The sequence below is a fragment of the Dactylosporangium sp. CS-033363 genome, assembly GCF_050942475.1.
Lineage (GTDB): Bacteria > Actinomycetota > Actinomycetes > Mycobacteriales > Micromonosporaceae > Dactylosporangium.
Window position 1 is genome coordinate 7,221,809 of the sequence record NZ_CP192032.1, and the last position, 24,814, is coordinate 7,246,622.

At 73.2% G+C, this 24,814-nt stretch carries 25 protein-coding genes and 1 pseudogene; 12 read left to right on the forward strand and 14 right to left on the reverse strand.

The window, feature by feature from the left end; translation table 11 throughout:
* Nucleotides 1–41: 41 nt before the first annotated feature.
* Nucleotides 42–1,949: a potassium transporter Kup gene (locus ACQPZ4_RS33370; RefSeq protein WP_433044499.1), complete on the forward strand. Its 1,908-nt coding sequence runs from the start codon at nucleotides 42–44 to the stop codon at nucleotides 1,947–1,949.
* Here ACQPZ4_RS33370 and ACQPZ4_RS33375 read toward each other — a convergent pair.
* Nucleotides 1,932–3,569: a sensor histidine kinase gene (locus tag ACQPZ4_RS33375; protein WP_433044502.1), complete on the reverse strand. Its 1,638-nt coding sequence runs from the start codon at nucleotides 3,567–3,569 to the stop codon at nucleotides 1,932–1,934. The two genes, ACQPZ4_RS33370 and ACQPZ4_RS33375, sit on opposite strands and share 18 nt — an antisense overlap.
* Nucleotides 3,566–4,264 (reverse strand): response regulator transcription factor, encoded by a 699-nt coding sequence (locus ACQPZ4_RS33380; protein WP_433044505.1) that lies wholly within the window; start codon nucleotides 4,262–4,264, stop codon nucleotides 3,566–3,568. The genes ACQPZ4_RS33375 and ACQPZ4_RS33380 overlap by 4 nt, the downstream gene beginning before the upstream one ends.
* Nucleotides 4,265–4,369: 105 nt before the next feature.
* Here ACQPZ4_RS33380 and asnB point away from each other — a divergent pair, with 105 nt between their 5' ends.
* Together asnB and ACQPZ4_RS33390 are read left to right on the forward strand one after the other, a co-directional pair.
* Nucleotides 4,370–6,235, forward strand: coding sequence for an asparagine synthase (glutamine-hydrolyzing) (gene asnB / locus ACQPZ4_RS33385; protein ID WP_433044508.1), 1,866 nt, complete (start codon nucleotides 4,370–4,372; stop codon nucleotides 6,233–6,235).
* Nucleotides 6,236–6,261: 26 nt separating this feature from the next.
* Entirely contained in the window at nucleotides 6,262–7,245 is a 984-nt protein-coding gene (locus tag ACQPZ4_RS33390) for a magnesium transporter CorA family protein (RefSeq protein ID WP_433044511.1), read from the forward strand.
* Between the two features lie 369 nt (nucleotides 7,246–7,614).
* Here ACQPZ4_RS33390 and ACQPZ4_RS33395 read toward each other — a convergent pair.
* Nucleotides 7,615–8,868, reverse strand: a pseudogene (locus ACQPZ4_RS33395) (MFS transporter); the annotation flags it as partial.
* Between the two features lie 62 nt (nucleotides 8,869–8,930).
* Here ACQPZ4_RS33395 and ACQPZ4_RS33400 point away from each other — a divergent pair.
* Nucleotides 8,931–9,518 (forward strand): TetR family transcriptional regulator, encoded by a 588-nt coding sequence (locus ACQPZ4_RS33400; RefSeq protein WP_433044514.1) that lies wholly within the window; start codon nucleotides 8,931–8,933, stop codon nucleotides 9,516–9,518.
* On the opposite strand, the gene ACQPZ4_RS33405 is transcribed toward ACQPZ4_RS33400, so the two are convergent.
* Nucleotides 9,495–10,481 (reverse strand): ArsR/SmtB family transcription factor, encoded by a 987-nt coding sequence (locus tag ACQPZ4_RS33405; RefSeq protein ID WP_433044517.1) that lies wholly within the window; start codon nucleotides 10,479–10,481, stop codon nucleotides 9,495–9,497. The genes ACQPZ4_RS33400 and ACQPZ4_RS33405 overlap by 24 nt on opposite strands.
* 98 nt (nucleotides 10,482–10,579) lie before the next feature.
* Between ACQPZ4_RS33405 and ACQPZ4_RS33410 the strand changes: the two genes are divergently transcribed.
* Together ACQPZ4_RS33410 and ACQPZ4_RS33415 are read left to right on the forward strand one after the other, a co-directional pair.
* Nucleotides 10,580–11,821, forward strand: a complete 1,242-nt coding sequence (locus tag ACQPZ4_RS33410; RefSeq protein WP_433044520.1) for an MFS transporter — start codon at nucleotides 10,580–10,582, stop codon at nucleotides 11,819–11,821.
* A 179-nt stretch (nucleotides 11,822–12,000) separates the two neighbouring features.
* Complete coding sequence (locus ACQPZ4_RS33415; protein ID WP_433044523.1) at nucleotides 12,001–13,641, forward strand: hypothetical protein; 1,641 nt, start codon at nucleotides 12,001–12,003, stop codon at nucleotides 13,639–13,641.
* Nucleotides 13,642–13,706: 65 nt separating this feature from the next.
* On the opposite strand, the gene ACQPZ4_RS33420 is transcribed toward ACQPZ4_RS33415, so the two are convergent.
* The gene (locus ACQPZ4_RS33420) at nucleotides 13,707–14,567 is read right to left on the reverse strand and encodes a ketopantoate reductase family protein (RefSeq protein WP_433044525.1); all 861 of its coding nucleotides are present in this window, start codon (nucleotides 14,565–14,567) and stop codon (nucleotides 13,707–13,709) included.
* Nucleotides 14,568–14,599: 32 nt separating this feature from the next.
* Here ACQPZ4_RS33420 and ACQPZ4_RS33425 point away from each other — a divergent pair, with 32 nt between their 5' ends.
* Nucleotides 14,600–15,106, forward strand: a complete 507-nt coding sequence (locus ACQPZ4_RS33425) for an AAA family ATPase (RefSeq protein ID WP_433044528.1) — start codon at nucleotides 14,600–14,602, stop codon at nucleotides 15,104–15,106.
* Between the two features lie 43 nt (nucleotides 15,107–15,149).
* On the forward strand, nucleotides 15,150–15,725 hold the full coding sequence (locus ACQPZ4_RS33430; RefSeq protein WP_433044531.1) for a GNAT family N-acetyltransferase: 576 nt from the start codon (nucleotides 15,150–15,152) through the stop codon (nucleotides 15,723–15,725).
* A gap of 5 nt (nucleotides 15,726–15,730) precedes the next feature.
* Here the strand turns inward: ACQPZ4_RS33430 and ACQPZ4_RS33435 are convergent, their stop codons facing one another.
* Together ACQPZ4_RS33435 and ACQPZ4_RS33440 are read right to left on the reverse strand one after the other, a co-directional pair.
* Nucleotides 15,731–16,507, reverse strand: a complete 777-nt coding sequence (locus ACQPZ4_RS33435; RefSeq protein WP_433044534.1) for an SAM-dependent methyltransferase — start codon at nucleotides 16,505–16,507, stop codon at nucleotides 15,731–15,733.
* Nucleotides 16,504–16,956 (reverse strand): Lrp/AsnC family transcriptional regulator, encoded by a 453-nt coding sequence (locus ACQPZ4_RS33440; RefSeq protein ID WP_433044537.1) that lies wholly within the window; start codon nucleotides 16,954–16,956, stop codon nucleotides 16,504–16,506. The genes ACQPZ4_RS33435 and ACQPZ4_RS33440 overlap by 4 nt, the downstream gene beginning before the upstream one ends.
* 81 nt (nucleotides 16,957–17,037) lie before the next feature.
* Between ACQPZ4_RS33440 and ACQPZ4_RS33445 the strand changes: the two genes are divergently transcribed.
* Nucleotides 17,038–17,616 carry a LysE family translocator gene (locus ACQPZ4_RS33445; RefSeq protein ID WP_433044540.1) on the forward strand — a complete coding sequence of 193 codons (579 nt, stop codon included), beginning with the start codon at nucleotides 17,038–17,040 and terminating at the stop codon, nucleotides 17,614–17,616.
* Here ACQPZ4_RS33445 and ACQPZ4_RS33450 read toward each other — a convergent pair.
* The 4 genes from ACQPZ4_RS33450 to ACQPZ4_RS33465 all read right to left on the reverse strand — a co-directional run bounded on the left by ACQPZ4_RS33450 (nucleotide 17,606) and on the right by ACQPZ4_RS33465 (nucleotide 20,428).
* Nucleotides 17,606–18,079, reverse strand: coding sequence for a hypothetical protein (locus ACQPZ4_RS33450; protein WP_433044543.1), 474 nt, complete (start codon nucleotides 18,077–18,079; stop codon nucleotides 17,606–17,608). The two genes, ACQPZ4_RS33445 and ACQPZ4_RS33450, sit on opposite strands and share 11 nt — an antisense overlap.
* Nucleotides 18,072–19,739 (reverse strand): AMP-binding protein, encoded by a 1,668-nt coding sequence (locus tag ACQPZ4_RS33455; RefSeq protein WP_433044546.1) that lies wholly within the window; start codon nucleotides 19,737–19,739, stop codon nucleotides 18,072–18,074. Before ACQPZ4_RS33455 ends, ACQPZ4_RS33450 begins: the two co-directional genes overlap by 8 nt.
* A 66-nt stretch (nucleotides 19,740–19,805) precedes the next feature.
* Nucleotides 19,806–20,132: a hypothetical protein gene (locus ACQPZ4_RS33460; RefSeq protein WP_433044549.1), complete on the reverse strand. Its 327-nt coding sequence runs from the start codon at nucleotides 20,130–20,132 to the stop codon at nucleotides 19,806–19,808.
* 2 nt (nucleotides 20,133–20,134) lie between these two features.
* The gene (locus tag ACQPZ4_RS33465) at nucleotides 20,135–20,428 is read right to left on the reverse strand and encodes a hypothetical protein (RefSeq protein ID WP_433044552.1); all 294 of its coding nucleotides are present in this window, start codon (nucleotides 20,426–20,428) and stop codon (nucleotides 20,135–20,137) included.
* A 136-nt stretch (nucleotides 20,429–20,564) separates the two neighbouring features.
* Here ACQPZ4_RS33465 and ACQPZ4_RS33470 point away from each other — a divergent pair, with 136 nt between their 5' ends.
* Entirely contained in the window at nucleotides 20,565–21,740 is a 1,176-nt protein-coding gene (locus tag ACQPZ4_RS33470; RefSeq protein ID WP_433044555.1) for an EAL domain-containing protein, read from the forward strand.
* Here the strand turns inward: ACQPZ4_RS33470 and ACQPZ4_RS33475 are convergent.
* A complete protein-coding gene (locus ACQPZ4_RS33475; protein ID WP_433044558.1) occupies nucleotides 21,734–22,459 on the reverse strand; it encodes a dienelactone hydrolase family protein in 726 nt (241 codons plus the stop codon). The genes ACQPZ4_RS33470 and ACQPZ4_RS33475 overlap by 7 nt on opposite strands.
* A 56-nt stretch (nucleotides 22,460–22,515) precedes the next feature.
* On the opposite strand from ACQPZ4_RS33475, the gene ACQPZ4_RS33480 reads away from it, so the two are divergent.
* Both ACQPZ4_RS33480 and ACQPZ4_RS33485 read left to right on the forward strand, forming a co-directional pair.
* Entirely contained in the window at nucleotides 22,516–23,076 is a 561-nt protein-coding gene (locus ACQPZ4_RS33480) for a helix-turn-helix domain-containing protein (RefSeq protein WP_433044561.1), read from the forward strand.
* Complete coding sequence (locus ACQPZ4_RS33485; protein ID WP_433044564.1) at nucleotides 23,073–23,588, forward strand: N-acetyltransferase family protein; 516 nt, start codon at nucleotides 23,073–23,075, stop codon at nucleotides 23,586–23,588. The genes ACQPZ4_RS33480 and ACQPZ4_RS33485 overlap by 4 nt, the downstream gene beginning before the upstream one ends.
* Here the strand turns inward: ACQPZ4_RS33485 and ACQPZ4_RS33490 are convergent.
* Nucleotides 23,578–24,135 carry a hypothetical protein gene (locus tag ACQPZ4_RS33490; RefSeq protein WP_433044566.1) on the reverse strand — a complete coding sequence of 186 codons (558 nt, stop codon included), beginning with the start codon at nucleotides 24,133–24,135 and terminating at the stop codon, nucleotides 23,578–23,580. The two genes, ACQPZ4_RS33485 and ACQPZ4_RS33490, sit on opposite strands and share 11 nt — an antisense overlap.
* Nucleotides 24,132–24,812: a DUF998 domain-containing protein gene (locus ACQPZ4_RS33495; protein ID WP_433044569.1), complete on the reverse strand. Its 681-nt coding sequence runs from the start codon at nucleotides 24,810–24,812 to the stop codon at nucleotides 24,132–24,134. The genes ACQPZ4_RS33490 and ACQPZ4_RS33495 overlap by 4 nt, the downstream gene beginning before the upstream one ends.
* Between the last annotated feature and the right edge of the window lie 2 nt (nucleotides 24,813–24,814).

Consider the following 24,814-nt stretch of genomic DNA (forward strand, 5'->3'; position numbering starts at 1 on the left):
CCCTTGGGACCCATACTGGGTCGCGAGGGGGTTTCCACGGCGTGAGCGGACGTCAGCAGGGACTCAGCGCGGGGCTGGTCGTCGGCGCGCTCGGGGTCGTCTTCGGCGACATCGGCACGAGCCCGATCTACACGCTGCAGACCGTGTTCAACCCCGACGACCCGCATCCGGTGCCGGTCAGCGACGCCAACGTGTACGGCGTGGTCTCCACGATCTTCTGGTCCGTGATGATCATCGTGACCGTCACGTACATCCTCCTCGCGATGCGGGCCGACAACGACGGCGAGGGCGGCATCATGGCCCTCATCACGCTGCTGCGCCGCCGGGCCGGCCGGGAGGGCCGCAAGACCGCGATGTTCCTGGCCGCGCTGGGCATCTTCGGCGCCTCGCTGTTCTTCGGCGACAGCATGATCACCCCGGCCATCTCGGTGCTGAGCGCGGTCGAGGGCCTCAAGATCGTCCAGCCGTCGCTGGGCGAGTTCGTCGTCCCGATCACCGCGGTCATCATCATCGTGCTGTTCCTCGTGCAGCGGCGCGGTACCGCGGCGGTCGGGCGGATCTTCGGGCCGATCATGATCCTCTGGTTCGTGACCATCGGCGGGTTCGGCATCGCCGGCATCACCCGGCACGCGGCGATCCTCAAGGCCCTCTCGCCGACCTACGCGGTGGAGTTCCTGGCCGGCCACTTCGGCATCGCGTTCTTCTCGCTCGCCGCGATCGTGCTGTCGGTGACGGGGGCCGAGGCGCTGTACGCCGACATGGGCCACTTCGGCCGCCGGGCCATCGCGTTCGGCTGGCTGTGGCTGGTCCTGCCCGCCTGCACGCTGAGCTACCTCGGCCAGGCCGCGCTGGTCCTCGACGACCCGGCCAACGTCGCCGGCCCGTTCTTCCTGCTCGTGCCGTCCTGGCTGCGCCTGCCGCTGGTACTGCTGGCCACCGCGGCCACGGTGATCGCCGCCCAGGCCGTCATCACCGGCGCCTACTCGGTCGCGTCGCAGGCCGCCCAGCTCGGCTACCTGCCGCGGCTGCGGGTCGCGCACACCTCGGCCGAACAGATCGGGCAGATCTACGTGCCCTGGATCAACTGGCTGCTCATGGTCTCCGTGCTCACCCTGGTGTTCGCGTTCCGCGGCTCGGCCGCACTGGCCTACGCCTACGGCATGGCGGTCACGGGCACCATCACGATCGCGACCCTGATGTTCTTCTACGTCGCCCACCGGATCTGGCCGAAGACCCCGGTCTGGCTGCTGTACTGCGGCGGCGGCCTCCTGCTCGCCTTCGACCTGCTCTTCGTCGCGGCGAACCTCACCAAGCTCATCCACGGCGCCTGGCTCCCGCTGCTCATCGCCCTGACCGCGTTCACGGTGATGACCACCTGGCAGAAGGGCCGGGCGATCGTCACCGCGCAGCGCAAGCGCGAGGAGGGTTCGCTGCGCGAGTTCGTCGACCGGCTGCGCACCGACCCGAGCCTGACCCGGGTGGTCCCCGGCACGTCGGTCTTCCTCAACCGCGGCAAGGAGACCACGCCCCTGGCGATGCGGGCCAACGTCGAGCACAACCACGTCCGCCACGTGCACGTGCTGATCCTGTCGATCGAGACCCAGCCGGTACCCCGCGTTCCCGACGAGGAGCGCATCACCGTCGACGAGCTCGGGTACGCCGACGACGGCATCGTCCACGTGACGGTCCGCTTCGGCTACATGGACCCCCAGAACCTCCCGGCCGCCCTGCGCCTGCTCGACCCGGCCCGCACCGAGGGCGAACTGCAACTGGGCCAGGCCTCCTACTTCCTGTCCAAGATCGAGCTGCGCCGCGGCGACGACCCGAGCATGGCCGGCTGGCGCAAGCGGCTGTTCATCGCCACGTCGTACATCACCGCCGACGCCGCCGAGCACTTCGGCCTGCCCCGCGACCGCACCGTCATCATGGGCTCACACATCGACCTGTAGCGGGAACGTCACGCGGAACGTGGAGCCGCGGCCCGGCGTGCTGGTCACGTCGATGGTGCCGGCGTGGTCCAGGACGATCTGCCGGGCGATGGTCAGGCCCAGCCCGCTGCCGCCCGTCTCGCGGTCGCGGGCCGGGTCGGCGCGCCAGAAGCGCTGGAACACGAACGGCAGGTCCTCCGCCGCGATCCCGCATCCCGTGTCCCGCACCTCGAGGATCGCGCGGCCGCCCGCGGGGAAGGCGCGCAGCAGGACCGCCCCGCCCGGGTCGGTGTAGCGCAGCGCGTTGGTGACCAGGTTGCCGAGCACCTGCCGCAGCCGGTCCTGGTCGCCGTGCACCGGCAGCGGACCCGTCGCCTCGGCGGTCAGGCGGACGCGGCCGGCCTCGGCCACGGCCAGGTGGGCCACCCGGCCCGCCTCGACCAGGTCGGCCAGGTCGAAGTCCGTGCGCCGGTACGCCAGGTGGCCCGACTCGGCCAGGGTCAGGTCCTGCAGGTCGTCGAGGATGCGCCGCTGCAGCAGGACCTCCTCGTGCAGGGAGCCGAACAGCTCCCGCGAGGCGGGGACCACGCCGTCCTGCAGGGCCTCCAGGTAGCCGAGCACGTTGGACATCGGGGTGCGCAGTTCGTGGGCGACGCCGGCCAGGAGGCGGCGCTGGGCGGTCTCGGCGCCCTCCAGCGCGGCGGCCATCCGGTTGAAGGAGCGGGACAGCTCGCCGACCTCGTCGCGGCCGGTGGTGCGGACGCGGGTGTCGAGGTGCCCGGCGGCCAGGCGGCGGGAGGCGGCGGTCAGGGAGCGCAGCGGGCGGGCCATGTGCCGGGCGACCAGGGCGGTACCGATCACGGACAGCACCAGCACCGCCCCGATCGACGCGGCCAGGGGGCGGCCGAGCAGGGTCACCGGGTCGTCGTCGACGGCACCGAGGAAGAGCTGCAGGGGCTCGGGGGCGAACGTGTCGACGCGGTCGCCGAACGCCTGGATGAGGCAGGAGATGTGGTTGGACGCGGCGTGGCAGCCGGAGACGGCGGCGAGGTCGGCGTCGCGGGCGTACTGCTGGGTGTCGTCGGCCCGTCGCGTGCAGTCCGGGTTCTGCTCGGTGTTCAGGGCGGGGAACGGCACCCCGTAGGCGTCCGGGCTGACCGGCGGCGGATCGCCGCCGTTGTCGGTCACGCAGCCGGCGTAGACGACGCTGCGGCGGTACCGGGTCAGCTCGTCCAGGATCACCGCGTCGATCTTGCCGCCCGCGCGCTCGGCCGCCGTCGCGTCCAGGGCGAGGGCGGGGCGCGGGTTGATCAGGGTCGGCGGGCTGACGACCGGGCGGGCGGCGCGGTTGGCGAGGGTGTCGGTGTCGACGGTGACCTGCCCGTACAGGTTGACCAGCCGGATCCGCTGCTTGTTGTCGGCGGCGAGCAGGGCCACCCGGTCGGAGACGCCGGCCCAGGTGCCGTGCCGGCGGGCGTAGGCGCGGACGGTCTCGGCGATGTCGGCGACGTGCCGGGTCGCCTCCTGCTGCGTGTGCGCGATCTGCTGGGCCGAGAGCCGCAGGCTCAGCCAGGCCGTCGCGCCCGTCGCCACCACCGCGACGACCAGCGTCAGCAGGAAGACCCGCAGGCGGAAGCTCATGCCTGCTCGGCGAGGCGGTAGCCGCGGCCGTAGACCGTCTGGACGTACCGTGGCGAAATCGGCTCCGCCTCGAGCTTGCGGCGCAGGTTGACGACGTGCGCGTCCACGGTGCGCTCGGACACGTCGCGCTCGAAGCCGAACACCCGGTTGATGATCTCGCCGCGGGTGAAGACGCGGCCGGGGTCGCCGGCGAGCAGCTCCAGGATGCCGAACTCCTTCGCGGTGAGCACCACGGTCTCGCCGGCCACCCGGACCTCGAAGCGGCCGGCGTCGACGACGAGGTCACCGACGGTGAGCACGCGCTGGTGGCCGGGGCTGCCGATGCCGGAGCGGCGCAGCAGGGCGCGGACCCGGGCGGCCAGCTCGCGCGGGCTGACCGGCTTGGTCATGTAGTCGTCGGCGCCGAGGTCCAGGCCGAGCAGCAGGTCGTCCTCGGTGGAGCGGGCGGTGACGAGCAGGATCGCCACGCCGGACTCGGCCCGCAGGATGCGGCACACGTCGAGGCCGTCGACCTGCGGCATCATCACGTCGAGGACGAGCAGGTCCGGCTTGCGGGAGCGGCACTGCTCCAGGGCGGCCCGGCCGTTGTGGACGGTGAGCACGCTGTGCCCGTCGCGCTCGAGGTACAGCCGGATCAGCTCGGCCTGCTTCGGGTCGTCGTCGGCGACCAGGATTCGCGCGCTCATCCCGGCCATTGTGACCCGGCGAATGTGAGGAACCTGCGAGATCGGGTTCGGGTTTCGATCCGGCAACCGGTTCTTCATCGGTTCCCAACAGCGCGGTTCCTACCGTCCACCGGCATGTGTGGTCTTCTGGTGTTGCTCAGCTCCGACGGTACGGCCGACGCCCCCGCCCTCGCCGCCGCCCTCGACCGCCTCCGCCATCGCGGCCCCGACGAGACGGCGCAGGCCGACGCCGGCGGTGCGTGGTTCGGCTTCACGCGCCTGGCCATCGTCGACCGGGCGCACAGCCATCAGCCCTTGCGGTACCAGGGACGCTGGACTGTTGTCTTCAACGGCGAGCTCTACAACTTCCGGCAGCTGCGGGCCGCGCTCATCGCCGAGCACGGCGCGGTCTTCGCCACCGAGGGGGAGGCGGAGGTCCTGGCGGCGGCGTTGCATTACTGGGGGCCGGGCGCGGTCCATCGGCTGCGGGGGATGTTCGCGGCGGTACTGTACGACGCCGCCACCGGAACCCTGCTCGCCCTGCGCGACCCGTTCGGCATCAAGCCCCTGTACTGGCTGCGCGCACCCGAGGGCCTCTACCTGGCCAGCGAGAAGAAGGCGCTGCTGCCCTTCGCCGGCGGGGCGGCCCGGATCGGCACGGCGGCGCTGTCGCACTACCTGACGCTGCAGTACGTCCCGGAGCCCGCGACCCTGCACCCGGCCATCCACCGGCTCCCCGCGGGCCACACGCTGACGTGCCGGGCGGGCGATCCGCCGGTGATCCGCCGGTACTTCGAGCCGGCCCTGCGCCCCGCCCCCCGCCCGGCCGCCGAGGCGGTGGCCGCGATCCGGGACGCCCTGCGCGACAGCGTGCACGCGCACCTGCAGGCCGAGGTGCCGGTCGGGGCGTTCCTGTCCAGCGGCGTGGACTCCAGCGCCGTCGTCGCGCTCGCGCGGGAACGCCACCCGGGGCTGCGCGCGTACACGGCGGGCTTCGACGACCCGCGGTACAGCGAGATCGAGCACGCCGCCGAGACCGCCGCGGCGCTCGGGGTGCCGCTCACCGCCACGCTGGTCCGCGACGACGACGTGATCGAGGCGCTGCCCCGCATCGTGTGGCACCTGGACGATCCGGTCGCCGATCCCGCGATCGTTCCCTTGTACTTCCTGTGCCGCGCCGCCGCCCGCGACGTCACCGTGGTGCTGTCCGGCGAGGGGGCCGACGAGCTGTTCGGCGGCTACGAGATCTATCGCGAGCCGCACGCCCTGGCCCGGGTCGCGGGCCTGCCCGACCCGGTGCGCCGCGGGCTGCGCGCGGTCGCCGGGGTGCTGCCGGAGGGGGTGCGCGGCAAGAGCTTCCTGGAGCGGGCGACGACGCCGATCGGCGAGCGGTACTACGGCAACGCCCGCATCTTCGGCCCGGCGGAGAAGGCGCTGCTGCTGCGCGGCCCGGCCGAGCCGCACACGGCGGTGACGGATCCGCTGTACCGCGCGGCGGCCGGGCTCGACGACGTCAGCGCGATGCAGTACGTCGACCTGCACACCTGGCTGCCCGGCGACATCCTGACCAAGGCCGACCGGATGTCGATGGCGCACTCCCTCGAGCTGCGCGTGCCGTTCCTGGACCGGGCGGTCTGGCAGGTGGCGGCCTCGCTCGGCCCGGAGCTGAAGCTGAGCCCGGAGGCGACCAAGACGGCCCTGCGCGAGGCGGTCCGCGGCCTGCTCCCGGAGGCGGTGGTGACCCGGCGCAAGCTCGGCTTCCCGACCCCGACCCGGGTGTGGCTGCGCGGCCGGATCGGCGAGTGGGCGGGCGACGTGCTGGCCGCGGCCGACGTCGACCACCTCATCGACATCGCGCACGTGCAGCGCCTGCTGGCCGCGCACCGGCGGGGCGGCCCCGACCATTCGCGCAAGGTCTGGACGGTGCTGATGTTCTGTCTCTGGTACCGCCAGCAGGCCGTACCCGCGACCCGCTGTTCATTCGCGGCCACTGGCGGGTGACGTGGCGGGCTGGCATGCTTCGCCGCATGGAGGTCCGGCTGATCCTGCCCGGCGGGGTCACCACGCACACCGAGGACGAGCTGCCGGCGCTGCTGGCCCGCGAGGACGGCATCGTCTGGGTCGACATCGCCACCTGCGACCCGGCCGCGGCCGCCGTGCTCAAGGAGGCGTTCGGCTTCCATCCGCTCGCCCTGCGCGACGCGGCCGTGCGCAACCGGGTCCCGAAGATCCACCCGTACGCCGACCACGTCTTCGTCATCATCCACGCCCCGCACTTCGGCGCGCGCGGCCACGTCCACTATGTCGAGCTCGACCAGTTCATCGGGGCGCGGTACCTCGTGACGGTCCACGGCCCGGTGAACCCCGCGGTCCCGCCCGACGTGCCGCTGCGCCAGACCCGCGACGTGCTGCGCCGCATCGAGGCGGGTCGCTTCTCCCCCGCCACGGCGTTCGAGCTGTCGTACGCGGTCGTCTCGGCCATCAGCCGCCTGCAGGAGACCATGGTCGAGGACGTGACGGCCGAGGTGTGGCGGCTGGAGCAGCGGGTGACGGCGGGCCATCTGGGCAACCCGGAGCAGTTCCTGGAGGAGCTGTTCCAGGCCCGGCACGGCCTGCTGGCGGTCCGCACGATGGCCACGCTGTCCGGCGCGATCTACGGCCGGATGGCCACCCTGCCGCGCGGCCTCACCCCCGACGCCCAGCACCTCATCACGGACGTCGTCGACCAGTTCGGCCGGGTCCGCAGCGTGGCCGACGGCGAGCGGGAGTACCTGCAGGGCGTCATCGAGTACTACAAGGCCCGCACCGACACCAAGATGACCATCGCGGCGGAGCGGCTGGCGGTGATCGCGGCCATCACGCTGCCGATCACGGCGCTCTCGTCGGTCTACGGCATGAACCTCATCGTCAGCGACCACACCCAGACGTCGCACCTGATCGCGGTCCTGCTGCTGATGGCCGTCATGTCGGCGACCCTGCTGGGCTGGGCGAAGCGCCAGGGCTGGTGGTGACCTCGCCGGTCTCGCCCCCACCGGCCTTCGACGACGCCGGCTTGCCCCTCACCGGCTTACCGCTCGCCCACTTAGCCCTCACCCACTTAGCGCTCGCCCACTTACCGCTCGCCCAGTTGGCCCTCACCCACTTAGCCCTCACCGGCTTCGACCTCGGCCGCTGCCGAATGCGCCCGCTCAGCCCTCGCTCGCTTTGACCTCGCCGGCTTCGATCTCGCCGGCGCCGATCTCGCCGGCGCCGATCTCGCCGGCGCCGATCTCGCCGGCGCCGATCTCGCCGGCGCCGATCTCGCCGGCGCCGATCTCGCCGGTTTCGGTGTCGCGCAGCCGCGGCGCGCAGGCGGCCAGCCCGGCCAGGACGAGCACGGCGCCGGCCAGGAACGGGGTGCGCAGGCCGTAGGCGTGGGCGAGGGCACCCGCCCCGAGCGCCCCGGCGGGTGCCGCGCCGAGCCCGACGATGCGGAAGGCGTTGGTGACGCGGCCGAGGTACGCGTCGGGCACGAGCCGCTGCCGCATCGTCGCCCCGAGCGCGTCGACGAGCGTCGAACCGGCCCCGAGCAGCGCGGCGGCGACCAGCGCGACGACCGCGCCGGCGGCCAGGCCGAGCGCGGCGACGCAGAGCGCGGTGGCCCCGACCGCGGCGAGCAGGCACCGGCGCAGCCCGAACCGCCGGGCCAGGGCGCCCGCGCCGAAGCCGCCGGCCACGCCACCGACCGCGAACACGGCGACGAACAGGCCGAACCCGGCGGGCCCGAGCCCCAGCACGCGGGTGGCGAACAGGACGAGGACGGCGAGGATCGCGGCGTACGCGATGCTGATGACCGCCTGCAACAGGCACAACCCGCGCACCGCCGGCGCCGCCCACATGAGCCGCAGCCCCTCGGTCAGGTCCCGCCGAATCCGCGTCGGGGCCGAGCGGTCCGAGGCCGAGCGGTCCGAGGCCGAGCGGTCCGAGGCCGAGCGGTCCGAGGCCGAGCGGTCCGAGGCCGAGCGGTCCGAGGCCGGGCGGTCCGAGGCCGGGCGGTCCGGGGCCGAGCGGTCCGAGGCCGAGCGCTCCGAAGCCGAGCGGTCCGAGGTCGGGGCGCGCAGCAGGGCCAGGCAGGCGGCCGAGGCCAGGAACGTGGCCGCGTCGACGGCGAACGGCGCGACGGCCGCCGCCCCGAACAGCGCCGCGCCGGCCGTCGAGCCGATCAGGGCGTCGGTCACCTGCACCCCGGCGGCGAGGCGGCCGTTGGCGGTGGCGCGCCGTTCAGGGGGTACCACCGCGGGCAGCAATCCGGCGAGGGCCGCGCTCGCGATCGTGTCGCCGCAGGTCAGCACGAAGCCGAGGGCCGCGATGAGGGCGATCGGGGCGAACCCGCACGCCACGGCGGCGGTGAACAGGATCATGACGGCGGCCCGGCCGAGGTCGCTGAACAGGGCGAGCCGGCGGCGGTCGAGGCGGTCGGCGAGGACGCCCGCGAACAGGCCGAACAGCAGCCACGGCAACTGCTCGGCCGCGGTGACGAGCGAGATGGTCCACGGGTCGCCGGTCTGCCCCGCGGCCAGCAGCGGCAGCGCCACCCAGCGCATGCCGTTGCCGAGGGCCGAGGTGACCGCCGCGAGCCAGAGTAGCTTGAACATGAACCAGAGTCTGGTTCAGCTTCCGAGATCGAGTCAAGGGGCGTGCGACAATCGAGGCCGCCATGCAGACGCGGACCGAGCCCCAGCAGCAGCGCAGCCGCGAGAAGCGGGAGCGGGTGCTGGCCGCGGCCGCCGCCCTGCTGCAGGAGGTGCCGTTCGACGAGATCGGCACGCGGGCCATCGCGGACCGGGCGGGGGTGTCGGTCGGGTCGCTGTACCGGTTCTTCCCGGACCGGGACGCGATCTTCTACGCGCTGTCCGAGTCGTGGCTGGACAAGGTGCTCGAGCTGATGGACGCGCAGGTCGCCGCGCCGCCGCCGACGCTTGCCGGGTTCGCGGACCGGATCACCGAGGCGTTCGCGGAGTTCTTCCGCGCCGAGCCCGGCTACCGGCAGGTCTCCCTCGGCGCCCAGGCCCTGCGCATGACGCCGGGCGCGAGCGCGGAGAACGACGAGCAGCTGGCCGCGCGCCTGCACGGGGTGCTGACCGGCCACTACGGCCGGCCCGACGACGGCTCGCTCGGGCGGCGGCTGCTGCTGGCGGTACGGCTGACCGAGTTCATGCTCAACCAGGCGTTCCGCACGGACCCGGCCGGCGACCAGTTCGTGCTCGACGAGCTCAAGACGCTACTGGTCCGGTACCTCGGCTGAGTGTTCTTTCGAGCACAGCGCGTCGCCCAGCGCGGTCCGGTAGTAGAGCACCGAGCGGCCGGACCTTCGGCGCGCGGCCAGCCCGGCGTCGCGCAGGACCCGCAGGTGCCCGCCCGCCGAGCCGAGGGTCTGCCCGGTCAGGGCGACGAGCTGGGTGGTGCTCTTCGGTGCGGCCAGGAGCGTCAGGATGCGGGCGCGGGCGGGACCGATGAGGCGGGCGAGGGCCTCTGGGGGTACGACATCCGGGTCTTGCGCCAGCCAGCCCGTGCACGGATAGACGACCGTGTGCACCGCGCCCGGCTCCTCCCAGCTCACCCAGCCCCGCGCCGCCGTGGTCGGCACGAACAGGAGCCGGCTGCCGGTGACGTCCATCGGCGGGTAGTCATAGGTGTTGATCTGCAGCCGCCCGTCGCCGAGCCAGCGCATCCCGGGCCGCATGCCGTCGAGCACCGCCGCCCAGCCGCCCGTCGACAGCCGGTCGGTGCGGGCCACGATGTCGGCCTCGAACACGCGGCGGATGCGGGGCCAGGCCGGGCGTACCGTGTGCCGCCACACCCAGTCCACCAGCTCCACCGCCCGCTCGACCAGCCCGCCCTGGTTGAGCACCGGCGCGAGCGGCCGCCCGAGCTGTTCGGTGAGGTCGCGCCGGGCCCGCTCGTCGCTCGTGTCGGCGACCCGCGCCAGCTCCTCGGCGAACGTGGGCGCGTCCGAGGGCGGCGGCTTGACCAGGAAGTCGGCGAGCCAGCCGGGCCGGATCGCGTCGCGCAGGAACGGCAGCGCGAACTCGTCGTCGCCCCACCGCGCGCGGAACGCGGGCAGCGCCCCGGTGAGCCAGTCGCGCTGGGCCGGGGAGACGCGGTGCTGGCCGTTGATCGCGGCCAGGCAGCCGACGGTCTCGGCCAGCGGCGACACCACGAACCGGCTGCTCGCGAGGACGTCGGCGTCGATCCACCAGTACCCCATGGTTGCTTGTTTCGCCTCGGTTTGGTTCGCCTCGGTTTGGTTTCGTCTCCTTCCGAAACTCTACGTCCTTGCCGGTGCGGGCCCGCAGACTGCGGATCATGCGCACGTACCGCGAGTTGTTCGCCGCCCGGGAGTTCACCGCCCTGTTCGCCACCGTGTCGGCCCAGGTCGCGGCCCAGACGGTGAGCGGGATCGCGCTGGCGACCCTCGTGTACGGCAGGACCGGCTCCCCGCTGCTGTCCGCGCTGAGCATGTTCGGCGCCTCGTTCGCCCAGGTCATCGGCGCGGCCACGCTGTTGTCGGCGGCGGATCGGCTGCCACCGCGGGCCGCGCTGACCGGCCTGGCCTGCTTCGCCGCCCTGACCACCGCCGCGCTGGCCGTCCCGGACCTCCCGATCGGCGCCGTCCTGGCGGTCGTGCTGGCCCAGGGCCTGTCGGCGTCGATCGGCGGCGGCGTCCGCTTCGGCCTGCTGTCGGAGATCGTCCCCGCCGACGGCTACCTGCTGGGCCGCTCGCTGCTCAACATGTCCGTGGGCGCCATGCAGATCGCGGGCTTCGCCGGCGGCGGCCTGCTCCTCGCGACCGTCTCGCCTTCTCTGGTACTGCTTGTCGGCGCCGCCCTGAACCTGCTGGCCGCCGCGATCGCCCGGTTGGGCCTCTCCCCCCGCCGCCCGAGGTCCGCGGGCCGCGCCTCGATCCGCGCCACCTGGCACGGCAACCGCGAACTGCTCTCCTCCCCGGCGCGACGTGCCGTCTACATTGGACTGTGGGTCCCGAACGGGTTGATCGTGGGCTGCGAGGCGCTGTTCGTCCCGTACTCCCCGGGCGCGGCGGGGGCCCTGTTCGTAGCGGCGGCGCTGGGCATGCTGGCGGGGGATGCGTTCGCGGGGCGCCTGTTGCCGGCTCGGTTGCGCCGCAGGTTCACCACGCCGGTACAGCTCTTGCTCGCGGTCCCGTACCTTGCCTTCGCGCTGACCCTGCCCCTGTGGCCGGCGGTGCTGCTGGTGGCCGTGGCCTCGGTCGGGTACTGCGGAAGCCTCCTGCTGCAGGACCGCCTGGCGGATCTGACGCCGCCTGCTTTGCGCGGCCACTCGCTGGGCTTGCACAGCTCGGGCATGTTCACGATGCAGGCGGTGGGCGCCACGGTGGCCGGCGCGGTGGCCCAGCTGATGCCGCCGGGCCGCGCGATGGCGGTGATGGCGCTGGCCTCGATCACGGTGTCGCTGCTGCTGGCCCGCGCGTTCCGCCGCCCGGATCCTCAGTCACCACCGCCGCCCCGGTCCGCCCCTCTCACTTCGTCGTCGCCCACACCCCAACTTGCGTCACCGACCGCCACTTAGGCCGCTGCAAGTTCCCTGGCGCTTGCGTCACCGACCGAGACTTAGGTCGCTGCAGGTTTCCCCTGGCTTGCGTCACCGATCGAGACTCAGGTCGCAGCAAGTCCCCCGACTTGCGTCACCGACCGCGACTTAAGTTGCAGCAAGTCCTGCTGACTTAGGTTGATGCAAGCCGACTTAGGTTGACGCAAGTCAACCGCCGCCCCAAGCAACGCGAAGGGAGCAGGAACGCCCTCATGCAGATCCGAGGCGTCCTCTACGACACCGGCCGCCACCTCGGCTTCAACTGGCGCCCCCACTTCGACCGCGCCGAAACCCGCCAGGACCTGATCACGATCCGCGACGACCTGCACGCCAACACCGTCAAGCTCTGCGGCCGCGACCTGGACCGCCTCACGATGGCCGCCGAGGACGCCCTCGACCTGGGCCTGGACGTGTGGCTGTCACCCGAGCTGTGGAACCACACCCCGCAGCGCACCCTCGCCTACCTGGCCGAAGCCGCCCGCCGCGCCGAAGCCATCCGCACCGCGGCGGCCGCCACCCGCACGAGCGCCGCCACCCGCACGGAGCCCGCCACCCGCACGGACCCCGCCACCCGCGACGCCGACACCCTCCGCACCGCCGCCGCCCGCGACGCCCAAGCCACTCCCACCGCAGCCACCCGCGACGCCGACACCGCTCGCACCACCGCCAACCGCGACGCCGACACCCTCCGCACCGCAACCACCCGCGACGCCGAAACCACTCCCACCGCCGCGACCCGCGACGCCGACACCCTCCGCACCGCAACCACCCGCGACGCCGAAACCGCCCGCACCGCCGCCAACCGCGACGCCGACACCGCTCGCACCGCAGCCACCCGCGACACCGACACCATCCGCGCGGCGGCCGGCGGGCGCGAGCGCGTCGTGCTCAGCGTCGCCACCGAGGCCTCGTTCTTCCTGCGCGGCATCCTCCCCGGCCGTACCTTCGCCGCCCGCACCAAGAACCCCGCCGCCGCGATCCGAGCCGGCCGCCACGCCGAGCCGCTCGCCGCGTTCCTCGCCGCCGCGGCGGCCACCGCCCGGCGCGAGTTCCAAGGGCCGATCAGCTACGCGTCGCTGCCGTTCGAGCGGGTCGACTGGGGGATGTTCGACTTCGTCGGGGTCGATCACTACCGGTACGTCACGTCCGAACCGCACTACGAGCGCATCCTCGAGCGCTGCCTCCGGCACGGCAAGCCGCTGGTGATCACCGAGTTCGGCATGCGGGCGTACCGGGGCGCCGAGCTCGATCCGGACCTGCTCACCACCGGCCTGATCAGCTGGCCGACCGTTGCCCTGCGCCGGGTTCCGTTCGTCCGGCCCCGCCTGCAAAGAGGCAAGCTCGCTCGGCTGCAAACAGGCAACGCCGCCCGCCTGCAAAGCGACGAGGCCGCCCGCCCGCAAAGCGGCATGGCCGACCGCCCGCAAAGCGGCATGGCCGACCGCCCGCAAAGCGGCAACGCCGACCGCCCACAAACAGGCGAAGCCGACCGACCGCAAAGAGGCAAAGCCGCCCGCCCGCAAGCAGGCGAAGCCGCGCTGCGCGACGAGGCGCTGCAAGCCCGCCGCATCGCCGAAGACCTCGCGATCTTCGAGCGCATGGGTGTCGCCGGGGCGATGGTCACGCAGTTCGACGAGCCGCTGTTCACGCACGACGCCGACCCGCGGTTCGATCTCGACATGAGCGGATTCAGCCTGGTCACCACGCCGCAGCGGAAGAAGAAGGAGGCATTTCACGCGGTCGCTCACCACTACGCAGGCGGTCCAGGTCGGTTGGGCGTTCCGTTTTCTCAACCCTAACACCACCCACCTAACCGATCTCCGCCGCGATCACCCAAAGTAATCAACCGGCCGAGACCCGCGCCCTACGAGCCTAGCTCCGCCACCACCCGCGCCGTCGCCGGGGTCGGGATCCCCAAGGCAGCCCCGGCCCGCAGCACGGCACCCCCGATGGCGTCCAGCTCCAGGGGCCGCCCGGCCTCCGCGTCGCGCAGCATCGAGGACTTCATCGGGGCCGGAATCTGGTCGATCACACCGAGAATCGTCTCCGCGTCGATCTGGCAGCCGTTCGCCCTGGCCACCGCCGTGACCTCCGAGACCATGTCCACCAGGTCGTCGCGGCGCATCTCGCGGGCCTGGCCGACGCTCGCCCTCGCCACCGTCGTGATCAATGCCAGCGGGGCCAGCAGCGATAGCTTGTCCCACAGCAGTTCCGCAACCCCGTCACGCACGGTGACATCCAGGCCCGCGCCCGACAGCCATTCCGAGATCGAAGCAGCGCCGTCGCCGGCGAGCTGCACCAGGCAGAAGTCGGACGTGTGCGAGATCCGGCCCGGGGCCGTGCGGGTGCTCTCCACGCGGATCGAGCCGGCCACCACCCGCGCCGACGGGTACCGCCCGCGCAGCACCTCCATGTGGTCCACGCCGTTGAGCAGTGGCAGAATGAGCTCAGCACCGCCCGCCGGCACGCGTTCCAGCGCGTCCTGCAGCGTCGTCGCCTTCGTCGCGATCACGCACAGGTCGGCCGGCGCGTCCAGGAGCGCGACCGCCCTGGCCGGCACGGTGAAATCCCCGTACCGCACGCTGTGCACCTCGATGCCGCCCGCGTTCAGCCGGGCCGCCGTCTCCGGCCGGGCCACGAACACCACGTCGTGACCGGCCCGCACCAGCAGTGCGCCGACCAATCCCCCGACCCCACCCGGGCCGACGATCGCCACTTGAACCATGCCCAAAAACCTACCCGCACAGGAGACCGAACATGATCCGCAGATTCGTGCTCACCGGAGCACCGGGCGCCGGCAAGACCACCATCGCCGAGGCGCTCAAGGAGCGCGGCTACGCCGTCGTCGACGAGGCCGCCACCCACATCATCGGCACGGTACCCGGCATCGAGCAGGACACTCCGCGCTTCCTGCGCACCATCCTCGAACTGCAGCAACAGCGCGAGCACGAGCAGCGCGCAGAGATCCAGATCCTCGATCGCTCCCCGATCTGCACGCTCGCGCTGGCCGAGTACCTGGGCGCGAAGAGGCCGGAAATGGCGAAGCACAGCCAGTACCAGCGAAGGGTCTTCTTCGTCCGCCTGATGGACTTCATCGTGCCCACCCAGGCCCGCCGGATCGGCCTGGAGGACGCCCGGCGGTTCGAACGCATCCACGCCGACGTCTACCGGCGGCTCGGCTACGAGCTCGTCGAGATCCCGCCCGCCCCGCTGGAGACCAGGGTCGCGCAGGTGATGGCCGGAATCGACGCGCCGGCGCGGTGACCGGGGCGGGCGGCGCGGGCGGGGCAGGAGCTATGTTTCGGGCATGCTCCGCCGCGACGAGATCTTCCCCAGCACCGTGCTCACCACCGACCGGCTCCTGGTGCGCCCGTTCGTGGCCGCCGACGCCCCCGACGTGCACGCCGCCTGGCAGGACGCCGCGTTCATCGACGGCGCGCCGATCGGCTACCCCTACGCCGGGGCCGACCTGCCCACCGCGGCGGTGTGGTGCACCAGCGGGATCGAGCAGCAGCGGCTGGACGGCAAGGGCGTCGGTTTCGCGTTGGTACCGCGCGGCGGCGGCCGCCTGGTCGGGCACGTCCTGCTGTTCGGGGCGGACTGGGAGGCGCGCACCGCCGAGATGCACTACTGGACGGCGCCGTGGGGCCGGGGCCGCGGCTATGCGGCCGAGGGAGCGGCGGTGGTGGCCGGGTGGGCGCTCGCCGAGTGCGGCCTGGAGCGCGTGCACCTCCAGGCGGACACCGCCAACACGGCTTCCCTGCGCACCGCCGAAACCGCCGGATTCCACTTCGAAGGTGTACTGCGCAATCTCACCCCCACCCGCCGCGGCACCCGAGCCGACATGGCGGTCTACAGCCTGATCCCGGCCGACCTGCTGTAGCGGCGCTAGCGGACGCGGGCCACGCCGCCGTAGACGGACACCTGGGCGTCGGTGGCGCGGCGGTCCACCCCGGCGTCGGGGCGCCAGCGGGTCACCACGGTCAGCCCCGGCTCGAGCAGCTCGAGCCCGTCGAAGAAGCCGGCGATCTCCTCCCGCGAGCGCACGCGCATCGCGACCCCGTCACGCGCGTAGACGGCGGCCACCCGCTCCCACGCGGCCGCGTCGAAGTCCCCGGTCAGGTGCGACAGCGCGAGGAAGCTGCCGGCCGGCAGCGCGTCGACGAGGCGGCGCACGATGTCGTACGGCTTGTCCTCGTCCTCCACGAAGTGCAGGATCGCGACGAGCATCAGGGCCACCGGCCGGTCGAGGTCGATGGTGTCCCGCAGCCCGGGGGCGGCCAGGAGCCGGTCGACGTCGCGAAGGTCGGCGTCCACGTACGCGGTGTGCCCCCGCATGAGCGCGCCCGCGTGGGCGAGCACGATGGGGTCGTTGTCGACGTACACGGTCCGCGCGTCGGGGGCGATCTCCTGCGCCACCTCGTGCACGTTGGGCGAGGTCGGGATGCCGGTGCCGATGTCGAGGAACTGCCGCACCCCGTGCTCGGCCGCGAGGTGCTGCACGACCCGGCGCAGGAACCCGCGGTTCTCCCGGGGCGGGACGCGGCTGCTGGGGTTGGCGACCAGCCCGGCCTCGGCCGCGGCCCGGTCGACGGGGAAGTGCTCCCGCCCGCCGAGCAGGTAGTCGTAGACCCGCGCCGGGTGCGGCCGCTCGAACGGGCTCATGCCGGCAGCGGCCGATCGGCGACGACCTGTTTCATGACCAGGGTGGAGTTGAGCCGCTGGATGCCCGGCAGGACCGCGAGCACATCGTCCTCCAACTGCTGGTACGCCGCGAGGTCCGCGGTCACGATCCGCAGCAGGTAGTCGGGGTCGCCGAACAGCCGCTGCGCCTGCACGACGTTGGGAATCCGCGCGACGGCCGCCTCGAACCCGAGCAGCGTCTCGCGGTCCTCCTGCCGCATGGTCACGAACACGAGCGCCTGGAACTTGAGCCCGAGGCTGTCCGCGTCGACGAGTGCACGGTACCCCGTGATGACGCCCTTCTCCTCCAGCTCCCGCAGCCGCCGGTGGCAGGGCGACACGCTGAGCCCGACCCGCCCGGCGAGCTCGGTGACGGTGAGCCGCCCCTCTTCCTGCAGCAGCGCAAGCATCTTCCGGTCAATGGCGTCCACGCGCAAAATCCTTCCACGCGGAGCCTCCGACGGGGAAGAACTTGGCAACACCTTGCGCGTGTACGGCGATATGTTGCGCCCATGCCCGCCACCGCGCTGCTCGCCTTCTGGCTGTTGTCCCTGGCGCTGATCGCCGTCCCCGGCCCGGACTGGGCCTTCGTCCTGGGCGCGCCGCGGGTCGTCCCGGCGGTGGCGGGCCTGGCGGTTGGCTACTCGGCCCTGACGGCGCTGGTAGCGGCCGGCGTCGGCGTGCTGATCTCCCGCTCACCCGCGGCGATGACCACCCTGACCGTGATCGGCGGCGCGTATCTGATCTGGCTGGGCGTGCGGATGCTGCGACAGCGCCGGCACGAGATCGAGCCCCGGGAAACCAAGCGCTTGTTCCTGACCGGCGTCGCCGTCAGCGCCCTCAACCCGAAGGGCCTGCTGCTGTTCGTGGCCCTGCTCCCCCAGTTCAGCGACCGCACCTACCCGTGGCCGGTCTGGCTGCAGCTGGCCGCGCTGGGCCTGACCTTCGTGCTGACCTGCGTCGCGTTCTACCTGGTCCTGGGCGCGATCGCGACCCGCGTGCTCGGCGCCGCCACCTGGGTCACCCGCGCCGCGGGCCTGGCGATGGCGGCGCTCGGCGCGGCGCTGCTCGTGGAGCGCCTCAGCGGCTGACGGTCCCGTCGGGGGCGACGACGAACGGGCGGTACCGCTGCGCCGCCTCCACGATCTCCAGGTCGGTGGCGTCCTCGAGGTCCGGCGGCGGGTAGAAGATGAGGTCCGAGAGCCCCGGGTCGGGCAGGTTGCTCGTCAGCACCCGCAGGTAGTGGTCGGTGTGCGGGTCGGCGGCGCGGACCCGGCGCACGCACTCGGCCAGCTCCTGCTGCGTGATGCCCTCGACCCGCAGCCGGGCGGGCTGCGCGGCCATGGCGATGAGCGCGTCGTAGCCGTCGAAGCCGACCCGGAAGTCGTCGGCGGCGAACGCGTGCCCGGTCCCGGCGTTGAACGCGGCGACCGCGGCGGACACGTCCCCGCCGGTGCGCAGGCCGTCGATGACGGCGTCCGCCGCCGCCTCCAGCGCCGCGATCCGCTCCGCCGGCACCGGCCGCGGGCGCAGCTCCGGGCGCAGCTCAGACATCCCAGAACTCGCCGTCGGGGTGGGCGGCCGGGTCCGGGTGCTTGTCGCGTTCGAGGCCCCGCAGCTCCACCCGCCGGATCTTCCCCGAGATGGTCTTCGGGAGCTCGGCGAACTCGAGCCGCCGGATGCGCTGGAACGGCGACAGGTGCTCGCGGCAGTGGGCGAAGATCGCACGGGCCGTCTCCTCGGTCGGCTCCCAGCCCGCGGCGAGCACCACGTACGCCTTCGGCACGGCCAGGCGCACGGGGTCCGGCGAGGGCACCACCGCGGCCTCCACCACGGCGTCGTGCTCGATCAGGACGCTCTCCAGCTCGAACGGGGAGATGCGGTAGTCGGAGGCCTTGAAGACGTCGTCGGCGCGGCCCACGTAGGTGATGTAGCCGTCCGCGTCGCGGGAGCCGATGTCGCCGGTGTGGTAGTAGCCGCCGGCCATCGCCTCGGCGGTGCGGTCCGGGTCGCCGTGGTAGCCGGTCATCAGGCCCAGCGGGCGGGCGGACAGGTCGAGGCAGATCTCGCCCTCCTGGCCCGGTTCGCCGGTGTTCGGGTCGATCAGGGCGATCGAGTAGCCGGGGACCGGGCGGCCCATCGAGCCCGGCTTGACCGGCTGGCCGGGCGAGTTGGCGATCTGGACCGTCGTCTCGGTCTGGCCGAAGCCGTCGCGGATGGTCACGCCCCAGGCCTTCTGGACCTGCTCGATGACCTCCGGGTTGAGCGGCTCGCCGGCGCCGACGACCAGGCGCGGCGGGGTGGGCAGGGCGGACAGGTCGGACTGGATGAGCATCCGCCAGACGGTCGGCGGGGCGCAGAAGCTCGTCACGCCGCAGCGCTGCATCTGCCGCATCAGGGCGGCGGCGTCGAAGCGGGTGTAGTTGTAGATGAAGACGCAGGCCTGGGCGTTCCACGGGGCGAAGACGTTGCTCCAGGCGTGCTTGGCCCAGCCGGGCGAGGAGATGTTGAGGTGCACGTCGCCGGGCTCGAGGCCGATCCAGTACATCGTGGACAGGTGCCCGACGGGGTACGAGGCGTGGGTGTGCTCCACCAGCTTCGGGCGGGCGGTCGTGCCGGAGGTGAAGTACAGCAGCAGGGTATCGCTCGCGCTCGTCGGCGCGTCCGGGGTGAACGTGGCGTCGTCGGCCAGGGTGTACGGCAGCCAGCCCGCGACCTCGCCGCCCACCGCGATCCGGGTCACGGCCGGGTCGACGCCGTCGAACTTGCCGGCCGCGGCCGCGCCGGCGATCACGTGCTTCGCGCCGCCGCGCAGGACCCGGTCGCGGGCGTCGGCCGGGCCGAGCAGCGGGGTCGCCGGGATGATCACGGCGCCGAGCTTCATCGCGGCCAGGATCGTCTCCCACAGCTCGACCTGGTTGCCGAGCATGAGCACGAGCCGGTCGCCGCGGGCCACGCCCCGGGCCCGCAGCCAGTTGGCCAGGCGGTTGGAGCGGGCGGACATCTCGGCGTACGAGATGCGCTGTTCCTGCCCGTCCTCCTCGACGATCCACAGGGCGGGCGCGTCGTTGCCGGCGGCGACCGTGTCGAACCAGTCCAGGGCCCAGTTGAACTCGCCGAGCGCCGGCCAGCGGAACCGCTCGACGGCCGCGGCGTGGTCCTCCCGCGTGGCGAGCAGCAGGTCCCGGGCCTCTTTGAACAACGCGTACGACATAGGCGCCAGCCTACGTCCGCCGCCTCCCGGCGGAGGAGACCGCCGGGAGGCCGGATGCGTGCTGCGTTACTTGGCCGGCTTCGCGGACCGGGCCGAGGTCCGCTTGGCCGGTTCGGCTTCGGGTTCGCCTCCCTCCATGAGGTGCAGGATGCGCGGGGCGAGGGCGGAGGCCAGCGCCGGGGCGAGGGCCTCGGCGAGGGCCCCGGCGACCGCCTCGGCCATCAGGACCCGCTCGAGCAGCGGGGTGCCCTTGGCCAGCCGCGGCAGCTGCGGCATGGCGGGCACCGCGGCGGCCTGTGGCTGGCCGCGGTTCGCCTCGTTGAGGATGTCGAGGATCAGGTCGTCGATGAGGGCGTCGACCGGCTGGCTGCCGTTCTCGTCGTGCTGCGGCATGCTCAGCGCCGCGAGAGCAGGGCGGCGAGCAGCAGCGGGTTGTCCATCATGCTGTCGCCGTCCTCGTCGCGGCGGCGCATGAGCATCGCCATCATCAGCGGGTGCTCGATGCCCGTCCGGCGGCCGCCGCCGCGGCGGCGGGCGAGCGCGGCGAGCATGATCGGGTGGTCGAGGATGCTCTCGCTCTCCTCGCGGCGGGACATGATGGCGGCGAGCAGCAGCGGGTGGTCGATCCCCATCCCCATGTGCTGCTGGTCCGTCATCGAGTCCTGGCGTTCGCTGGTCGCACTGGTCACAGGAGTCTCCTCGCGTGCTTGCGGTCGGCAGTTACCGGGCAACGGTCGCCGCGCCCCGCATGAGCCGCCGTCACCTGAGGGGCGTGACGTGGGCCCCGTTTGCTTGAGTTCGCGGCGCGCGCGCCGATGTCCGGGCGTGGCGAGACGGCGGAGCGAGGCGGACGAGCGGGTCGCGGCGCTGCTGCGGACCGCGCGCTCCGCCCTGGGCCTGAGCCTGGCGTTCCTGAGCCGCGTCGACGGCGACGTGCAGCACCTGGAGATCGTCGAGGCCGCGGTGCCGCTGCTGTTCCGCGACGGCAGCGAGAAGCCGTGGCACGACTCGATCTGCCGGGCGATCCTGGAGGGCCGGCTGCCGGCCGTCATGCCGGACCTGACCGCGCACCCGGAGGCGATGGCGCTGCCGGCCGCGACGTGGCCGCGCATCCGCAGCTACATCTCGGTCCCGGTGGTGCTCAGCGACGGCACGACCTACGGCACCTTCTGCGCCGCCGGGTTCGGCAAGGACAAGGCGCTCTCCCGGCGCGACCTGGCCCTGATGGAGGTACTGTCCCAGGCCGCCGCCGTCATCGTCGAACCCGAGTTCCGGCGGCGCACCCGGCACGCCGAGATCGAGGGCCGGATCGACCCCGTGGTCGCCGCCGGCGGACCGGCCGTGCTGCTGCAGCCGATCGTCGAGCTCGGCACCGGCCGGCGGATCGGGGCGGAGGCGCTGAGCCGGTTCCCGGGCGCCTGGCAGCGGCCGCCGGACGTGTGCTTCGCCGAGGCGCACGAGGTCGGCTCCGGCGACGAGCTGGAGATCCTGGCGCTGCGGCGGGCGGCCGAGCATCTGCGGGGCGTCGGCGGGTACGTCGCGATGAACGTCTCCCCGAGCACCCTGCTGACCCACGAGTGCCTGGACACCCTGGCCCGGCTGCCGCTGGACCGGATCGTGCTGGAACTCTCGGAGCACCAGCAGGTCGAGGACTACGACCTGCTCAAGGGGGCCCTGGCGCCGCTGCGGGCCGGGGGCATGCGCCTCGCCGTGGACGACGTCGGGGCCGGCTTCTCCTCGCTGCGGCACATCGTGCTCACCCAGCCCGACGTGATCAAGCTGGACCGCAGCATCGTGACGGGCGTGGCCGGCGACGCCGTGCTGCAGGTGCTGGTGCGGTCGCTGACGGGCCTGGCCGCCGGTACCGGCGCGGCGGTGGTCGCCGAGGGCGTGGAGACCGCCGAGGACGCCGCCGTCCTGACCGGGCTCGGCGTGACGTACGGGCAGGGCTGGCATTTCGGCCACGCCGTCGACCCGGTGGAGCTGCGGGAGCGCTACTGAGCGCCGAGGTGCTCGGCGAAGAAGTCCGTGATCCGGCGGCGGGCGTCGGCGGCCGACGGGCCGTGCGGGCCGTAGCGCAGGATCGGCTTGCTGAACCGGACCATGAGCGGGATCGGGTCGCCCGCCGTGACGTGGTCGTTGAGGAAGCCGTGCCCGGCGTCCGGGTACTCCTTGACGTCGTGCGGCACCCCGCACACGGTCAGCGCCGCGTCGAGGCGGTCGGCGGCCCCGCGCAGCGTCAGGTCCCGCCCGCCGAAGCTGCCGACGACCGGGCAGGCGCCGCGCAGGACGTCGGCGGCGTCCCTGGGCACCGTGCCGTAGTTGGCGCTGACGGCGGAGAACCCGCGGCCGGGGGCGAGCAGCAGCGCGAACCCGCCGCCCATGCAGAACCCGATGACCCCGATCCGTCCGGTACAGCGCCCGTCGGCCGCGAGCAGCGCCCGGCTCGCCTCGATGTCGTCGAAGGTCGGCCCGGACCGGCGCCGGATGTCGGCGAAGACGGTGCGCAGGCAGGTCATCGTCCGGCCCCAGAAGAACAGGTCCGGGGCCAGGGCCAGGTACCCCGCGCCGGCCAGCCAGTCGGCCTGCTCCCGGGTGTCGTTGCCCATCCCCATCGCGTCGTGGATGACGATGACGCCGGGGTGCGGGCCGGACGCCGACGGCTCGGCCAGGTACGCCGGCATCGTCCCGTGCCGGCTCGCGACGGAAACCTCGGTCACGGGTGCGATCCTCCCACGCCTTCCGCGCTTCCCGAATATGGGATACCGTCCCGGATATGGGAGACGATCTGGAGGCGCGGCTCGCCGAGCGCCTCGCCGAACTGCGGGCCGAGCGCGGCTGGTCCCTCGACGACCTGGCGAACCGGGCCGAGGTGAGCCGCTCGACGCTGTCCCGCCTGGAGCGCGGCGAGATCAGCCCGACGGCGGCGCTGCTGGGACGGCTCTGCGCGGCGTACGGGATCCCGATGTCCCGGCTCCTCGCCCAGGTCGAGCCGGAGCCGCCGCAGCTCGTGCGGGCCGGGCAGCAGCCGGTGTGGCGGGACCGGGCCACCGGCTTCACCCGCCGCTCGGTCTCCCCGCCGCACCCGGGCCTGCGCGGCGAGGTGGTCGAGGCGGTCCTGGAGCCGGGCGCCGACATCGCCTACGAGCAGCCGCCGGTCGCCGGCCTGGAGCACCACCTGTGGGTCCTCGACGGCGCCCTCGACCTCACCGTCGGCGGCACCGCGCACGCGGTCGGGGCCGGGGACTGCCTGCGGTACCGGCTGTGGGGCCCGTCCCGCTTCGTCAACCCCGGCCCGGCGCCGGTCCGCTACGTCCTGCTGATCGTGCTGCCGTGATCGCCCGGCTGACTCCGGAGGAGTTCCCGGACCACCTCGGCGCCCTGGCCGGGGTCCTGGCCGACGTCGTCGCGCACGGCGCCTCGGTCGGCTTCCGGGACCCGTTCGGGCCGGACGACGCCGCCGCCTGGTGGCGCACCCGGGAGCCGGCGGTGCGCGACGGCACCCTGCAGGTCTGGGTCGCACACTTTCAAGAAGCCGTCGTCGGTACGGTCAGTGTCTCCCTCGAACCGAAGCCGAACGGACGGCACCGGGCCGAGGTGCTCAAGCTCATGGTGCACAGCGGTGCCCGCGGCCGGGGTCTGGGCCGGGCGCTGCTGGCCGCCGCCGAGCGGGCCGCCGCCGGGGCGGGGGCGACCCTGCTGCTGCTCGACACCGCGACCGGCAGCCCGGCCGAGCGCCTGTACGCGACGGCGGGCTGGACCCGGTACGGCATCGTGCCCCGCTACGCCACCGACCCGGCCGGTTCGCTGGAGGACTGCAGCTTCTTCTACAAGGAACTCAGACGCTGACGGGGGTGCGGCGGCGCATGCCCGCCAGCGGCAGCAGGGCCACGAACAGCAGGACCGCCGCGACCGGGATCAGGTCGAGGTTCACCGGGATCATCAGGAACGCGAACAGCGCCGCGATCGGGCTCCAGGCCGGGTTCCGCCCGGCCCGCACGAGCTGGGTCAGCAGGGTGACGAGCCCGATCACGAGCGCGGCCTGCCCGACGATCTGCAGCGGTACCGGCAGGGGTGCGGCGTCGGCGAACGACGGGAACAGGTCGCCGACGATGACCCACAGGAACGCGACCATGCCGGCCAGGGTGCCGACCACCGCGAGGTTGCCGATGAGCCGGTTGCGGAAGTCCCGGAACGGCAGCATCCGCCGCACCCCGACGGCGAGCGCGCCGAGCAGCGCCATGGCCGCGAAGAACATGACGTGCCCGGCGTTCCACATCCAGGCGCCCTTGTCGTGGCGGCCGTCGAGCCCGTCGATGAGGCGCAGCGCGCCGTAGCCGAACAGCAGCACCGGCGCCAGGACGGCGCCGGTGCGCACAATTGAGGTGGAGGTCATGCCACGAGCGTCGTCGCCGGGACGGTTGCGGACATCCGGGCAGAACCCGGACGCGACCCGGAGCTCCGCCGGAGCAGCACCCCCGAGGTGGCGGCGATCCAGCCCCACGCCAGCAGCACGCCGGCGAACAGGGTCAGGGCGCCGGCCTGGCCGCCGGTGAACGCCCACGCGAGGAGCGCGAAGAACGCGACCGCGCAGGCCCGGCCGGTCCACGCCCAGGCCCGCTGCCCGTCGGCGGCGAACCGGCGGGCCAGCACCAGGCACAGCGCCATCATCGAGAAGAAGGACAGGCTGCCCCCGAGGTTGTGCACGATCGCGTGCCAGCTGAACGTGGCCGGGGTGCCAAGGGGGGTACCGACGGGGAAACCGTCGGCCGGGTCCAGCCGGAACACGGCGGCGACCAGCATCCCGGCGCCGATCAGCACCAGGAGCCGCGGGGCCCAGCGCTCCCCGCGCCCGCCGCGCAGGGCGGCCCGGGTGCCGGGGGCGGCGGCGATCGACAGCAGGCCGGTGAGCAGGAACGCGGTGATCTGCATCCAGCCGAGGTCGCCGTTGCTGAGCAGGCTGACCGGGTGCCGGGTGATGTCGTAGCCGGCCCGGGTGGCGGCCTGGGCGATGGCGACCACGGCGAACAGCGGGGCGGCGACGGCACCGGCGGCGAGCGAGTAGCGGGACATGT